Here is a 14,134-nt window from a genome sequence, read left to right on the forward strand (position 1 = left end):
ATTATCCTCTAAAGAGCCGTGATATATCATTATAAAAGGCAAAAACCATCAGGCCTACGATCAAAATCAATCCCAGCATTTGGGTGATTTCCAGTATTTTCGGAGGCAGTGGTTTTCCGATCATTTTTTCTATTCCCAGGTAAAGCAATAAACCTCCATCCAGTATTGGAACAGGTAAGAGATTCAATACCCCGAGGTTTACTGATATCAAGGCAAGAAAACCGATAAAATAAACCAGTCCCATTTCAGCAGTTTTACCTGCCAGTTGTGCAATTGCAATGGGGCCACCGAGATTATCGGGGGAGATCGCAGATGTCACCATTTTACCAAACACATTCAGTGTTAATGTTGTCATCTCCCAGGTGCGAACGAAGCCGTATGCCAGCCCATCCCACGCGTTCATACGGTACATCTCAGTACCATGAATGGTCTGTGATGCCAGCTTAACCCCTAAACGACCCTCTCCTTGTTGATCTGCAACAGGCGTCACTTGTAGTTGTAGTAGTGTTTGCTCTCGTTGTACGGTCAAGCTTACTGCTTGTTCAGGTTGGGCTTTTATTTTTTTTATCAACTGACTCACATTGGAAACTGGCCAGCCATTAATTTGTTTGATGATGTCGCCTTTTTGTAAGCCGCCATGTTGCGCAGCAGATCCTTCCATGACATTTTCAATGCGTACAATTAATCCGGGATTAAAGCCAAGCACTTGATCGGATATATCCATCAGCAGTGGGTCTTTGTCCGGATGTGGTAAAAGTAGATTTAATTCGATCGTACTTTCGTCACGCAGTACCTGTATCGTTGTAGATGAGCCAACTTTTTGTTTGAGTCTCTCTTCCATCTGTTGCCATGAATGAACAGGCTTGTTTTCTACCGATATAATGCGGTCATCAACATGTAAACCGGATTGTTCTGCAATGGATGCCGGATTTACATGGCCGACGATGGTTGGCAATACTGCCTGACCAAGCCATCCGATAATCATATATGCAAGGATGGCGAACAAAAAATTATAGGCTGGTCCTGCAACGGCTACAGCAGCGCGTTTCCAAACGGGTTGATTGTTAAATGCTCTGGCTTTATCCGCATCGGAGAGTTCTGTTTGTACGCCTTCTGCCTGCTCATCCGGGTTTTCTCCAAGCATTTTAACATAACCACCCAGCGGGATGGCTGCGATAATATATTGCACTTCATTATCTTTGCTACGCCATGAGAAGAGCGCAGGGCCGAAGCCGATGGAAAATTTTTCCACCTTAATGCCGAGTCTGCGGGCCATGGAAAAATGGCCGTATTCATGCACGGCGATAAGTAATGCAATGGCAAGAATAAAGGCCAAAGATGTATGTAAAATCTCAATCATGCTGGATCACGCTCCAATGCTTTAACCATTCAATGCTGCCGCTGCCAGTGCCCGAGCATTGGCATCATGCGACCATACATCATTCAGGCTATCTACGGGGATATTGTCCACCTGTTGGAGCACTGCTTCGACAGTCGTTACGATATCCATAAATCCAATCTCTCTGTTTCTAAATGCAGCATTGGCAACTTCATTGGCTGCATTCAAGGCGATAGCCAGAGAATCTTCACCTTTTAACACATCCTGCACAAGGCGCATGGCGGGAAAGCGTTCATTATCGATGGCCTGAAAATTCAGTTGGCCTGTTTTGGCCAGGTCCAGCCATGGGATGCCGGTATGCAGCCTTGGTTGAACCTGCATGGCGTAGGCAATAGGCATGCGCATATCAGGCATTGCCAGTTGTGCCAGCACAGAGCCGTCAATGTATTCAACCATACCGTGTATAATGCTTTCCGGGTGAATGATGGCGGATAATTTTCCTGGCTCAATGTCGAATAACCAGCGCGCTTCGATCAGTTCAAGTGCTTTATTCATCATGGTGGCTGAATCAACACTGATCTTGGCTCCCATATCCCAATTGGGGTGTGCAATAGCCTCTTCAGGTGTCACTGCGTGTAGCGTTTTTGGATCACGATCACGGAATGGGCCGCCGGAAGCTGTTAAAATAACCTGTGAAATGGATGCGTGATCATGACCAACCAGACATTGATGTACTGCCGCATGTTCGGAATCTACCGGCACGACCAGAGCACCTGATTTTTTAGCTTCACGCATGAAAATTTGTCCGGCAGTGACCAGACACTCTTTGTTGGCCAGCCCAACGCGTTTACCTGCTTGTACAGCGGCGAGTGTGGCAGGCAAGCCTGCTGAGCCAACCATGGCAGCCATTACCATGTCTGTTTCCGTTGCTGAGGCAAGGGTGATAGCAGCATCCATGCCGGACTCCAGTCGTACTCCAGCAGGTAATTTTCCAACTAAGGCTTTGGCAGCATTGGCATCCGTCATGACAACCCATTGTGGTTGCAATAATGTGGCTAACTCCAGCATTTTATCGGTGTTACGGTGCCCTACAAGGGCAAAGGCAGAAAATTTATCCGGATGCTGAAGCATTACATCGGCGGTGCTACAACCAATGGAGCCTGTTGCCCCTAATATGGTCATGCGCATGGGTTGTATCTGTTCTGTTGTCATTACAGTAGTCCCCATAATACCCACGTTACGGGTATTGCCATGAGCATGGCATCGGTGCGATCAAGTATGCCTCCGTGCCCGGGTAGCCATCGGCCGCTGTCTTTTGCGCCCACAATACGTTTTGCAGAGGATTCGGAGAGGTCACCCAGCATGCCGGCAATCACAGCCACTATCGCTAGCAACAGCGCAGAAAACAGTGGTAGCACATCACAGTAGAGCCAGTATCCTGCTGCAACAGGCACACCAAAAACAAGGCCGCCAATGGCGCCTTCAATGGACTTTCCGGGGCTCACCGCAGGGCACAGTTTGTGTTTGCCCCAGGCGCGACCCACAAAATAAGCGGCTGAGTCGGAGATCCAAACCGCCAGACATGTGCCAATAATTAAGTCCTGACCTGTTTTACTTGTATGTGTGTCGGCAATGGCCAGGGCAAAGATAAATAGCCATCCCAACATCCAGATACCGGTAAAAAAGTAATCAAAAGCGGGTGGGCTCTGCCGCGAATCAATTACCATCGTTGCAAACCAGATAAATATGAGTAACAGCAGTGGTTGAAGGTCTGCTGAGAAACAGAATGCCAGCCAGGCTAACAGCGCAGTGAACATGTAAAGCCAGGGTCTGCGTAGTTTTATCAACAGGATGAGTTCACACGTGGTAAGCCAGCCAAAGAAAGCCAGTCCGCGTTCAAACCATGGTGATGCAAGGTTGAAATACCAGGCCCATACCAATACCAGTAGAACAGCGGCGGTAATAATACGTTTGGATAGTTCGTTCATGATTGCACCTGCTCACTGGTCAGGCCATAACGGCGTTCACGGCCCTGAAAATCTGCAAGTGCATGTTGTAAATGTTGCTGTGAGTAATCTGGCCACAGCACATTTGTGAAATAAAGTTCGGTATAGGCTGCATCCCAGAGGTGAAAGTTCGATATTCTCATCTCTCCTCCGGTACGGATGAGCAGATCAAGCGGCGCAATGTCATGGCACCACATTTGATCACGAAACGTTGATGTGGTGAGTGCTTCTATAGCCTGTTCAGGGTGGTCTTGCAGAAGCGCCTGTCGCAGAACATTTTTGGTGGCGGCCAGAATCTCCTGCTGTCCACCGTAGTTCAGGCATAGGATGAGATCGATCGCTGTATTGTGTCTGGTTGCTTCCACTGCCTTTTGAACAGCTCTTTTGGCGCTGCTTGGTAGTGGGGATAGATCACCAAGGGTTTTAAACCGTACGCCGTTCTGCATCATATCAGGTAGCGTTTTTGGCAGTAGTACAGATAACAGGCTCATTAAGCCGCGCACTTCCAGTTTGGGACGTTGCCAATTTTCTGTTGAAAATGCGTATAGCGACAGTTGTTTGATGCCGAGGTTTTTAGCCCACTGCACAACATTACGGGCAACTTCGGCGCCTTTTTTGTGTCCTTCAAGGCGGCCTTTACCCTGGGTTTTAGCCCAGCGTCCATTACCATCCATGATAATGCCTACGTGATGAGGCAAACTGGAAGAGGTCTCCTTTAAGCTTGGAGACATCAGACGGTCAGAATATCGGTTTCTTTATGTTCGATGACCTGATCGGTTTCAGCAACGAACTTATCAGTTACTTTCTGAATTTGGTCTTGTTGACGCTTAGCTTCATCTTCAGGAAGACCATCATCTTTCATCTGTTTTTTAATGGCATCGTTCGCATCGCGGCGAATGTTGCGAAGAGAAACTTTGGTTTTCTCTCCGGCGGCTTTGACCTGTTTGACGAACTCTTTACGGCGATCTTCATTGAGCTCAGGTAAGATAATGCGTATGACTTCACCATCATTGGAAGGGTTTAAGCCGAGATCTGACTTGAGAATCGCCTTTTCAAGGTCACCGAGGATGCTCTTTTCCCAGGGGGTGATCATCAGCATGCGTGGTTCAGGAACAGAGATACTACCAACCTGAGAAACAGGTACATCAGAACCATAATAATTGACTCTGATATGATCCAGTAGTGCTGAATTGGCCCGGCCTGTGCGAATGGTAGCCAAATCTGATTTTAGTGCTGCGATAGACTTCTGCATTTTGGTTTGCAAATCGGTAAGCATTTAACCCTCCTGCACCAGTGTGCCAACTGATTCACCTGATACTGCACGTAACATTTGTCCAGGTTTTGTAACATCAAACACAACAATCGGCATATGATTATCCCTGCATAATGACATGGCAGTGGAATCCATTACACCCAGACGATTGGTTAATGCTTCAGTGAATGTAAGTGTGTCATATTTCTTTGCGTCAGGGTTTTTAGCCGGGTCTGAGGTATATACACCATCGACTTTCGTACCCTTGAGTACCGCTTCAGCCTGAATTTCCATGGCGCGTAAGCTGGCAGCAGTATCTGTTGTGAAATATGGATTGCCGGTGCCTGCAGCGAAAATAAGGATGCGACCTTTTTCCAAATGGCGCACAGCACGTCGTCGAATGTATGGCTCGGCGACTTCCTTGATTGCCAACGCTGAAATAACACGCACAGTTGCGCCGTGTCGTTCAATGGCATCCTGCAAGGCGATGGCATTCATGACGGTGGCCAGCATGCCCATGTAATCGGCACTGGCCCGATCCATGCCGGATGCAGTACCACTCATGCCGCGAAAAATATTGCCACCACCAATCACCAGAGCGAGCTCAATGCCTGAGTTCTGGACATCGATCAGTTCTCTGGCCAGGCGATTAATTGTTTCAACATCAACACCAAATGCAGTGTCACCCATCAATACTTCACCGGAAAGCTTGAGCAGCACCCGTTTATACGGACGCTGCTCTACATGATTGCCAGACGCTTCAGTCATTGGTTTTTAGCTTCCTGAAATCTGAGCAGCAACTTCAGCTGCAAAGTCTTCTTCCTTCTTCTCAATGCCTTCACCAAGCTGGAACCGGGCCATGGATACCAAGTTGGCATTGCCCAAGGCTTTACCGACTTTTTGATCCGTGTCCATAACGAAATCCTGCTCAAGCAGACAAATATCTGAATAGAATTTATTGAGTTGGCCAGTTACGATTTTTTCAACTATCGCTTCTGGTTTGCCGCTGGCGATAGCGCGTTCAGACAGTACCGCACGTTCGCGTTCAACGGACTCAGCATCAACATTTGCACGTGCAATGAAACGTGGGTTGGCAGCTGCTACATGCATAGCCACACCGCGAGCCAATTCGGCATCAACGTCTCCTTCAATACCAATCAATACACCAATTTTACCGCCGCCATGCACATAAGAAGCAGCAACACCGTTGACCTCAGTGCGTGAGAAACGGCGAATGCTCATGTTTTCACCAATGGTTGCGATAAGCTGAGACAGAGCCTGTTCAACATTAAATTCTGCATCAAAGCTTAGTGCTTTCAGTGCGTCAACATCCGCAGGGTTCTCTTTGATGATCAAGGCTGCAATATCATTTGCAAATTTAACAAACTGATCGTTTTTGCTTACAAAGTCAGTTTCAGCGTTTACTTCCAATACTACGCCTGTGTTGCCTTCAGATACCGATACAACGATACCTTCAGCCGCTACACGGCCAGCTTTTTTGGATGCTGCCGCTAGTCCTTTTTTACGCAAAAAATCGACTGCTGCATCAATGTTTCCATCGGTTTCACCCAGTGCTTTTTTGCAGTCCATCATGCCCGCGCCGCTTAATTCGCGCAGTTTTTTTACATCTGCAGCTGTAATAGCCATTTGTCATTCTCCGTAATCTTTACAATATAGTTATATACCAATAAAGGTGCTGTTCAGCCTGGCTGGTTTTCACTTATGCGTGAGTCCTAAGCCAAGCTGAACGGCTCCCGTGTTATTTATGCGGCTGGTTCTTCTTCAACAGCGACAGCCATAGCTTCTACAATATCATCACCATCTTCTGCGTTTTCCAACTGCCATGCTTCAGCGCCTTCAAGTAGTGCATCAGCAATTTTGCTGCAGAACAAGCGTACAGCACGAATCGCATCGTCATTACCAGGAATGATATAATCAATGCCTGTTGGGTTACAGTTGGTATCTACAACTGCAACAACCGGTATGCCAAGCTTCTGAGCTTCTTTTACAGCCAATTCTTCTTTGCGTACATCAACAACGAACAGACAGTCAGGCAGCTCGGTCATTTCTTTGATGCCGCCGAGTGAGCGTTCCAGTTTGTCCAGTTCACGCTGTAGCTGAAGAGCTTCTTTTTTGGTCAATAGGTCAAACACGCCTTCTTCTTTCTGACGCTGTAAATCTTTCATTTTACGTACTGACTGCTGCACAGTCGCGAAGTTGGTCAGCATGCCGCCCAACCAGCGGTGATTGACATAAAAGTGTCCGCCACGCGCAGATTCTTCTTTTACAGCATCGCGAGCCTGACGCTTGGTGCCGACAAACAATACACGGCCGCCAGCAGCTGCCAGCTCCTGCATGAATGAATAGGATTCATTGGCCATACGCAGTGTTTTCTGAAGATCGATGATGTGGATGCCGTTACGTTTGCCAAAAATGTATGGAGCCATTTTTGGATTCCAACGACGGGTCTGATGACCAAAGTGTACGCCTGCTTCAAGCAGTTGTTTCATAGTAAATTGAGACATTTCTGTCCTCCGATTGTTTTTATTACCTCCACCGCCAATCACCCGTTATCGCTATAAGTCCGCAATAGGAGGGCACAATGGATTAGACGGTGTGCGTATTCCGCTCATTTTGAACGGGCGCGCTTTCTAACGAAAAGTGCGTAGGATATCAAGTTTTAGCGCATTCATCTTCCTTCATGCGCAAGGTGAGCGGTTTGGTCAGTGCTGAGTCGGCATACATGTGTACATCAATTCTGCCATGGTGATCTGTGTAGATAATGAGGTAATAAAGGGGGGCTTGTAGTTTAGCCTGAGAGGGAAGTAATGCTGTGTGAGAGCGTTTCTCAAGGGGTGTTGAATCACGTTCCCTTAAGCTCAAATAGTAACCTAATGCCTGATCATTATTGGGCGCTTTTGCCACTGAAATGTTATTTTGCAACACTTTGTCCGTGACATGGATGTTGTTTGTTATTATGTTCCCGCCTCCAATAAGCACCCCAAAGCACTCTTTTTGTTGACTGTTTATGGTTTCATGGAGTATCCGCTGCATGCAGTGGCGTTGGATAAAAACTTCTTGTGTTGAACTGTGGTTTGGTAACATGGGGCAAGATTATAAGCTTCGGGATGGCAGTCAATGAGGATGGGTCAAACCAATCTTGTTGTCGGTGTAAGTGAACGTTATATAGATAGATGCACATTTCGTTGGTTTAGAACGTGTGATAAGAATAATAGGTTGTGATGGAGAGGATGCTCTGAAATGAAAAAACAATTGATGATGTCTGCATCTTCTTCCGGGAATCACTTTGGTATTGTGATCAGTCGAAATCTGCTGGTTGTATCCATGGTTGCTGTTTTAGGCTCTTTGACGTTTGGTATTTGGGGCGTGTTCGGCCTTATGCAGACAGGCCAATTCTCTCAGGCGCTTAACCAGAGTAAACAATCACTGGATCAGGCCAGGGTAGCGAATTCAATTCAACTTGAGTCACTGCAGGGTCAGTTGCATACAGAGCAGCAGAAGCAAGCTGTTTACGCGCGTACATTAGGACAAATTCAGGCACGCATGGCACGTTTGGATGCGTTGGGCTCTCGTTTGGTCGATGTGGCGTCACTGGATAAGTCGGAGTTTGATTTTGAACTTGAGCCTGCTTTTGGCGGGCCGCGTTTGCCTCAGCCTGAATCGTTGCTTACACAAAAAGCATTGCGTGTGGATTTGCAGGATATGGATGGTCACCTGAAGCAACTTGATGCACAGCTGGTGGCTATCGATTATATGTTGGAAAGCAGACATGCACTGCTGGATGCTAAGCCGCATGCATGGCCTACCGAGGGCGGCTGGATTAGTTCACGTTTCGGTCGCCGCATTGACCCGTTTAACGGGCATCCCGCTCAGCATTATGGTGTGGATATCGCCAATCGCTCCGGTGCAGCGATATTGTCAGCCAGTCGTGGTGTGGTGACATTTGCAGGTAAAATGGTTGATTTTGGCTATGTGGTTGATGTTGAGCATGGCTATGGATACAAAACACGTTATGCTCATATGGGTGCGGTAAGTGTTGAAATTGGCGATGTGGTGGCGGGTAATCAGGTTATAGGCCATATTGGATCTACAGGGCGTTCAACTGGCCCACATCTGCATTACGAAGTGCGGCGCTTCGATAAGCTGGTTAATCCGGCATCTTTTTTACCACGCGGTTAGTTGTCTGTTGTCGTTCAGCGCGGCTTCCTAAATACATTTTTTAAAATAATTCATTGAAGTGTCATTGAAACAGTTTGATGCAAACGCTTCGTTGCGTAGCATGGCTGCATGATGAAGATACCCGTCGCTATTCTTGGTGCAACCGGTTACACCGGTGCCGAATTGATCCGTTTAATTGAAAACCATCCGGTGTTTGAAATTGCCCATCTCGGGGCACATTCGCAAGCTGGCAGGCAGGCTGGAGAAGTGATGCCGGGTTGCGCAGGTGATGTGGCTGATATGATTTTAGCCAAAGCCGATGCTGTGCTGCCGGAGTCTGTGGCTCTGGTGTTTACTGCTCTGCCGCATGGTGCTGCTGCAACGAGTGTGAAAAAAGCGCTTGATGTTGGTAAAAAGGTAGTGGATCTATCTGCTGATTTCAGACATCAATCGCACGATACATACCGGGCGGCATATGGTGCCGAACATCCACATCCTGAGCTGTTTTCTGAAGCCGTTTACGGCTTGACAGAGTGTGCACGTGAACGGGTAGAGAGTGCCCGACTGGTTGCTAATCCGGGTTGTTATCCAACGTCAACGCTGTTGCCGCTGCTGCCGCTATTGAAAACAGGATGGTTGGATAGTTCATCCATTATTATTGATGCCAAGTCCGGTGCATCCGGTGCCGGTCGCAGTGCGAATGTTGATCTATTGTATTGTGAACTTAATGAGTCGCTGAAAGCGTATGGTTTGCCTAGGCATCGCCACGCCTGGGAGATGGAAGAGTGGGCGCTTGGTTTTGCCGGTGCATCCATTAAGGTGCGTTTCGTGCCGCATATTCTGCCGATGAACCGCGGTATGCTGACCACCTTGCACCTCTCAGGAGAACATACGGACGAGTGGCATGCTGTGTTGCAAGCTTCATATGAAGGCGAGCGATTTGTGCGGGTGTTGCCTGAAGGCCGGTTACCGTCAACAGCAGGTGTATCCGGTAGCAACCGTTGTGATATCGGTATATCTGTATTGAGTGACCATGAGGTGGTCGTAGTCAGCTGTATTGATAATCTGCTGAAGGGCGCATCCGGGCAGGCCATTCAAAATGCTAATTTGATGTGTGGTCTGGATGAATCACTGGGTCTTTCGGTGCATGCGCTGTGGCCTTGATTTGAAGCGTGTATGGAATGCCCCCATATATATATTATTTGGAAAGAAAACAGCGCCTGAGTCAACGGTGACCATTAGACTGTTTACATTGATATTGAGCGTGTTGGTGATGCTTGCCGCCGTCGCTGTTCTGGCTCCGATGTTGCTGACTTCAAGTCAATATGCACAAGAGCGTCAACATATCGCGCAAGTGCAATATGAAAACAGGCATTTAACCAGTACATTATCTGAGACTGAAGCACTGTTGGCTCTGCGCAATGGTCAAATTGAAGGATTGCAAAAAGAGCTGTTGCGTAATAGCCATGATATGCTGACCATGAAACAACGATTGGCGATGTTTGATGATGTATTGGCGGCACGTAAAGTGGGTGGATGGCATATATTGCATCCTACTGCGCAGTGGCAGGATGATCAGAGCATTGTCTATCATCTGGTTGTGGTAAAAGGTGAGAATTATCCTCGCTGGGCAAAAGGTCATTTGAGCTTATCCGTGACTGCTCCAAATGGCGATGAGATTGTCTTGCAGAGTAAAAAAGGTAAGCGTTCACTTCAGTTTGATATGACTACGCATGCATTTTTTGAAGGTACTCTTCCATGGTTAAGGGCGTGGCAGCCTAAAATGTTGCACATATCGCTGTTTGATAAACGCGGAAAGAATAATCAGCAGATTGAAATTCCTATTTTGAACAGGCATGCACTGCAATCTGTAGAAGCACCTGTTAATAACACAGGCTTGAGTGAACAGTCTGATGGCATGATAGCACCATAAGATAAGAGGTGAGAGCATGATTAAACCATATTTACATTGGAATCCTGACATTGCGTCTTCGGCATTTATTGCCGAATCGGCCGATGTGATCGGGCGTGTTACGATAGGTCTGGACTCAAGCATCTGGTATCAGAGTGTATTGCGTGGTGATGTCCATGATATTGTGATTGGTGAGCGCTCAAATATTCAGGATCTAACGATGATTCATACCAGCGGTGGTGTTAGCCCCTGTGTGGTTGGTGATGATGTGACAGTTGGTCATCGTGTGATTTTGCATAGTTGTGAAATTCAGGATCGCTGCCTGGTTGGTATGGGCTCGATCATTATGGATCAGGCAGTGCTGGAGGAGGGATGTTTTCTGGCAGCGGGATCATTGGTGACCGAGCGTAAAGTACTGCGTGGCGGTTATCTCTATGCCGGTTCACCAGCCAGAGAAGTGAGGGCCTTGAATGATGAAGAGGATGCTTTTTTGCTGCGTTCTGCCAGTCATTATGTTGATGTTGCATTGAACCATAAAAAGGATTGATGATGTCTGATCTGCAACGTTTTGCTGCTATCGATATTGGCTCCAATACCTTTCGTTTGATGATTGCGGAGGTAAATCCATCTGGTACTGCTACACCCTGGCATATCATCCACTATACCCATGATATCATCAGGCTTGGTGAAGGCCTGCATCATAGTGGTGAACTATCTGATGCGGCAATGGCACGCGGGTTGGCTGCGTTTGAAAGGTATGCCGCGCTGTTGGAGCAGTTTGATGTAAATGAAGATCATGTTCGGGCAGTGGCTACAGCAGCCATGCGTGAAGCGGGCAATGGAACATTATTCCGGGATAATGTGGCTGAACAGACCGGCATACAGATTGAAATTATCGGTGGTGAAACAGAGGCGGTGATGTCTTTATCGGGTTCATGTGCAGTGCTGCTTCCGGAAATGCGCTCAGATATGCTGTTGTTCGATATTGGCGGAGCCAGCACCGAATTTATTCGTGCAGCCCAGAGCGATGCATCTCAGAATCACGGAGAGATGATTACGCGCGATGCTATCAGTACCAAGATGGGGGTCGTACGGCTGGTTGAGGCGCATCTGCATACTGATCCGCCATCTCCATCCGATTATCAGGCTATGATTGCGGCAGCCGATGCTCATCTTGTTGCTGTGGAGACCTATTGGGGTGACTGTGATGCGCCGGCATCCTTGGTGGGTACGGCCGGCACAGTAACAACACTGGCTGCAACGGCACTGGATCTGTGCCCCTATGATGCCGATGTTATCAATAATTATCGTATGTCCCGGGCTGACTTTGAAGCATTGCGTGATCGCTTGTTAAGCATGAATCATGAACAGCGTCAGGCTGTTCGCACTATTGAGCCAGGCCGTGCTGATCTGATAGTTGCGGGGTTAGCCATTGTAGAGGCAGTGATGAATCGCTGGCACTATGATGAGCTGGTCATCGTGGATGCAGGTCTGTTGGAAGGGGCCTGGCTAACAATAAGCAAGCAATAGACATAGCTGAAACACAATAAAGCTGTCTGTGCCTTCGTGGTAAGTATTTCTGATCGCTTATGATTTAACCGCATGCTCAGGTAGCAGGCTGGTGATGAACGCTTCGGCATTGAATGGCATCAGGTCTTCCAGTGTCTCGCCAACGCCGACATAACGAATAGGCAGACCGTAGGTGTGCGAGAGTTGTAATACAATGCCGCCTTTGCCGGAGCCATCAAGTTTGGTGACAATAAGACCTGTTGTGCCAGCAACTTCACGGAATTTTTCAACCTGAACCACGGCGTTTTGTCCTGTGCCACCATCAACGACTTGCCATACTTCATGTGGAGCACCGGGGAATGCCTTGCTGATCACGCGTCGTACTTTGGCCAATTCATCCATTAAACCACGATCGGTTTGTACGCGCCCGGCTGTATCAACAATCACCACATCATAATTTCTGGCCACGCCACGCTGAACGGTATCAAAAGCAACCGATGCAGGGTCAGCACCATCGTGTTGACGTACCATGTCTGCTCCGGCGCGCTCTACCCATACCGCTAGTTGATCGACCGCGGCAGCACGAAACGTGTCTCCTGCACCAACCAGGACGGATTTTCCTTGTTGGCCGAACATGGTAGCTAATTTACCGATGGTGGTTGTTTTGCCCGTACCATTCACACCGACAACGAGTAGCACAAAAGGTCCGTTTTCTGAGGTGTTGATCTCTTTGGCGTCTGGGATCATCGATAACATAGATGTTTTCAGTGCTTCGATAGAGCTGCCACGGCGTTTGCGTGCCTGCTGGACTAAAGAACCGGATAGCTCACCACCACAGTCAGCCATAATCAATCCATCTTCAATATCCAGCCATTCTTCTTCAGAAAGCGCATCTACCGAGCCGCCCGGCACCAGCTGGGCTAAACTGTCACGACTACGCGACAATCCTTGTTTTAATCTGGAAAAAAATGAGGACATGGTTGCTCCTGAACAGTGGCATTAACGCTGTGAGTTTAACGGGATTTCAGGATGACAAGATTCAAACACTTGTCCATGAAAAATATACGGGGAAACGTCAAATATACGGGGTTGCGATGCAAAACTTCATGGGTGAGCTCATCCGCGAGAATGATAAATGCATATATTTACCAGATTCTCCTATTTGAATGCTCTTGGGATAGAGCAAGCAGACTGGCTTATAGGAAATCCCCTGCCGCCAAATTGAATAAAAGCTTTAAAAGGATGCCGCCGCGTCTGCCCATTCTATGACTTCAACCTTTTCAATGACAATGGGGGTAAGTGGCACATCCTGCATGCCGCCTTTATTGCCGGTGCTGACAGCTTCAATCTTGCGCACTACATCCATGCCTTTGCTGACTCTTCCGAATACGGCATATCCCCAGCCACGGGTGGTTTTGGCACTGTGGTTGAGGAAGTGGTTGTTTTTCGTATTGATGAAGAATTGATTGCTGGCTGAATGGGGGGCTGAAGTCCGTGCCATGGCAATGGAACCCGTGGTATTGGATAAGCCATTATCGGCTTCGTTGTGGATGGGGGCGAGTGATGTTCGTTTTTGCATATCTTTGTTGAAACCGCCGCCCTGAATCATGAAACCGGGGATCACGCGGTGAAAGATAGTGCCATTATAGCTGCCTTTTTTTGCATATTGCAGAAAGTTGGCGACGCTTATGGGAGCTTTATCCCGATTCAGTTCCAGCTCGATCACACCCATTGATGTGGTCATGGTAACTTGAACCTGATCAGCGCTGGCTGACTGTATGGATTGAAATAAAATGCCTGTGCCTAGTGCCAATAAGATAAAAAAACGTTTCATTTTTTGCCTCCATCGTTGAATCAGCGGTGAATTCCATCATATATAACGAGCTTTCGCCAACACTACGCTAGGCTGTGTTTTATGGGGTGTTGTCAGCCGTTGT

Annotated in this window: 16 protein-coding genes; 5 read left to right on the forward strand and 11 right to left on the reverse strand. The window is 47.8% G+C overall.

Going from position 1 to position 14,134, the window contains the following annotated elements; all coding sequences use genetic code 11:
* Position 1 precedes the first annotated feature (1 nt).
* The 9 genes from rseP to D8Y20_RS06560 all read right to left on the reverse strand — a co-directional run bounded on the left by rseP (position 2) and on the right by D8Y20_RS06560 (position 7,702).
* Positions 2-1,360 (reverse strand): RIP metalloprotease RseP, encoded by a 1,359-nt coding sequence (gene rseP, locus D8Y20_RS06520; RefSeq protein WP_121542229.1) that lies wholly within the window; start codon positions 1,358-1,360, stop codon positions 2-4.
* Positions 1,361-1,381: 21 nt separating this feature from the next.
* Positions 1,382-2,551, reverse strand: a complete 1,170-nt coding sequence (gene dxr, locus D8Y20_RS06525; protein ID WP_236075299.1) for a 1-deoxy-D-xylulose-5-phosphate reductoisomerase — start codon at positions 2,549-2,551, stop codon at positions 1,382-1,384.
* A complete protein-coding gene (locus D8Y20_RS06530) occupies positions 2,551-3,327 on the reverse strand; it encodes a phosphatidate cytidylyltransferase (protein ID WP_121542230.1) in 777 nt (258 codons plus the stop codon). The genes dxr and D8Y20_RS06530 overlap by 1 nt, the downstream gene beginning before the upstream one ends.
* On the reverse strand, positions 3,324-4,043 hold the full coding sequence (uppS, locus tag D8Y20_RS06535) for a polyprenyl diphosphate synthase (RefSeq protein ID WP_236075300.1): 720 nt from the start codon (positions 4,041-4,043) through the stop codon (positions 3,324-3,326). Before uppS ends, D8Y20_RS06530 begins: the two co-directional genes overlap by 4 nt.
* 32 nt (positions 4,044-4,075) lie before the next feature.
* A complete protein-coding gene (gene frr / locus D8Y20_RS06540; RefSeq protein WP_121542232.1) occupies positions 4,076-4,621 on the reverse strand; it encodes a ribosome recycling factor in 546 nt (181 codons plus the stop codon).
* Positions 4,622-5,365 carry a UMP kinase gene (gene pyrH / locus D8Y20_RS06545; protein ID WP_121542233.1) on the reverse strand — a complete coding sequence of 248 codons (744 nt, stop codon included), beginning with the start codon at positions 5,363-5,365 and terminating at the stop codon, positions 4,622-4,624.
* Between the two features lie 6 nt (positions 5,366-5,371).
* Positions 5,372-6,244 carry a translation elongation factor Ts gene (gene tsf / locus D8Y20_RS06550; RefSeq protein ID WP_121542234.1) on the reverse strand — a complete coding sequence of 291 codons (873 nt, stop codon included), beginning with the start codon at positions 6,242-6,244 and terminating at the stop codon, positions 5,372-5,374.
* 116 nt (positions 6,245-6,360) lie between these two features.
* Entirely contained in the window at positions 6,361-7,122 is a 762-nt protein-coding gene (gene rpsB / locus D8Y20_RS06555) for a 30S ribosomal protein S2 (RefSeq protein ID WP_121542235.1), read from the reverse strand.
* A gap of 148 nt (positions 7,123-7,270) precedes the next feature.
* Positions 7,271-7,702: a hypothetical protein gene (locus D8Y20_RS06560; protein ID WP_147434029.1), complete on the reverse strand. Its 432-nt coding sequence runs from the start codon at positions 7,700-7,702 to the stop codon at positions 7,271-7,273.
* Positions 7,703-7,858: 156 nt separating this feature from the next.
* On the opposite strand from D8Y20_RS06560, the gene D8Y20_RS06565 reads away from it, so the two are divergent.
* The 5 genes from D8Y20_RS06565 (at position 7,859) to D8Y20_RS06585 (ending at position 12,218) form a co-directional block, all read left to right on the forward strand.
* The gene (locus D8Y20_RS06565) at positions 7,859-8,797 is read left to right on the forward strand and encodes a M23 family metallopeptidase (protein ID WP_236075301.1); all 939 of its coding nucleotides are present in this window, start codon (positions 7,859-7,861) and stop codon (positions 8,795-8,797) included.
* Between the two features lie 111 nt (positions 8,798-8,908).
* Positions 8,909-9,940 carry an N-acetyl-gamma-glutamyl-phosphate reductase gene (gene argC / locus D8Y20_RS06570; protein WP_121542258.1) on the forward strand — a complete coding sequence of 344 codons (1,032 nt, stop codon included), beginning with the start codon at positions 8,909-8,911 and terminating at the stop codon, positions 9,938-9,940.
* Between the two features lie 67 nt (positions 9,941-10,007).
* A complete protein-coding gene (locus D8Y20_RS06575; RefSeq protein WP_147434030.1) occupies positions 10,008-10,709 on the forward strand; it encodes a hypothetical protein in 702 nt (233 codons plus the stop codon).
* Between the two features lie 16 nt (positions 10,710-10,725).
* Positions 10,726-11,235 (forward strand): gamma carbonic anhydrase family protein, encoded by a 510-nt coding sequence (locus D8Y20_RS06580; protein ID WP_121542238.1) that lies wholly within the window; start codon positions 10,726-10,728, stop codon positions 11,233-11,235.
* Positions 11,236-11,237: 2 nt separating this feature from the next.
* Entirely contained in the window at positions 11,238-12,218 is a 981-nt protein-coding gene (locus D8Y20_RS06585) for a Ppx/GppA phosphatase family protein (protein WP_121542239.1), read from the forward strand.
* A gap of 57 nt (positions 12,219-12,275) precedes the next feature.
* Here D8Y20_RS06585 and ftsY read toward each other — a convergent pair whose 3' ends face one another.
* Both ftsY and D8Y20_RS06600 read right to left on the reverse strand, forming a co-directional pair.
* Positions 12,276-13,175 carry a signal recognition particle-docking protein FtsY gene (ftsY, locus tag D8Y20_RS06590; RefSeq protein WP_121542240.1) on the reverse strand — a complete coding sequence of 300 codons (900 nt, stop codon included), beginning with the start codon at positions 13,173-13,175 and terminating at the stop codon, positions 12,276-12,278.
* Between the two features lie 256 nt (positions 13,176-13,431).
* Complete coding sequence (locus D8Y20_RS06600) at positions 13,432-13,941, reverse strand: peptidylprolyl isomerase (protein ID WP_236075303.1); 510 nt, start codon at positions 13,939-13,941, stop codon at positions 13,432-13,434.
* Positions 13,942-14,134: the final 193 nt, after the last annotated feature.

Origin of the sequence: Mariprofundus sp. EBB-1, assembly GCF_003665155.1 — a bacterium.
GTDB lineage: Bacteria > Pseudomonadota > Zetaproteobacteria > Mariprofundales > Mariprofundaceae > Mariprofundus.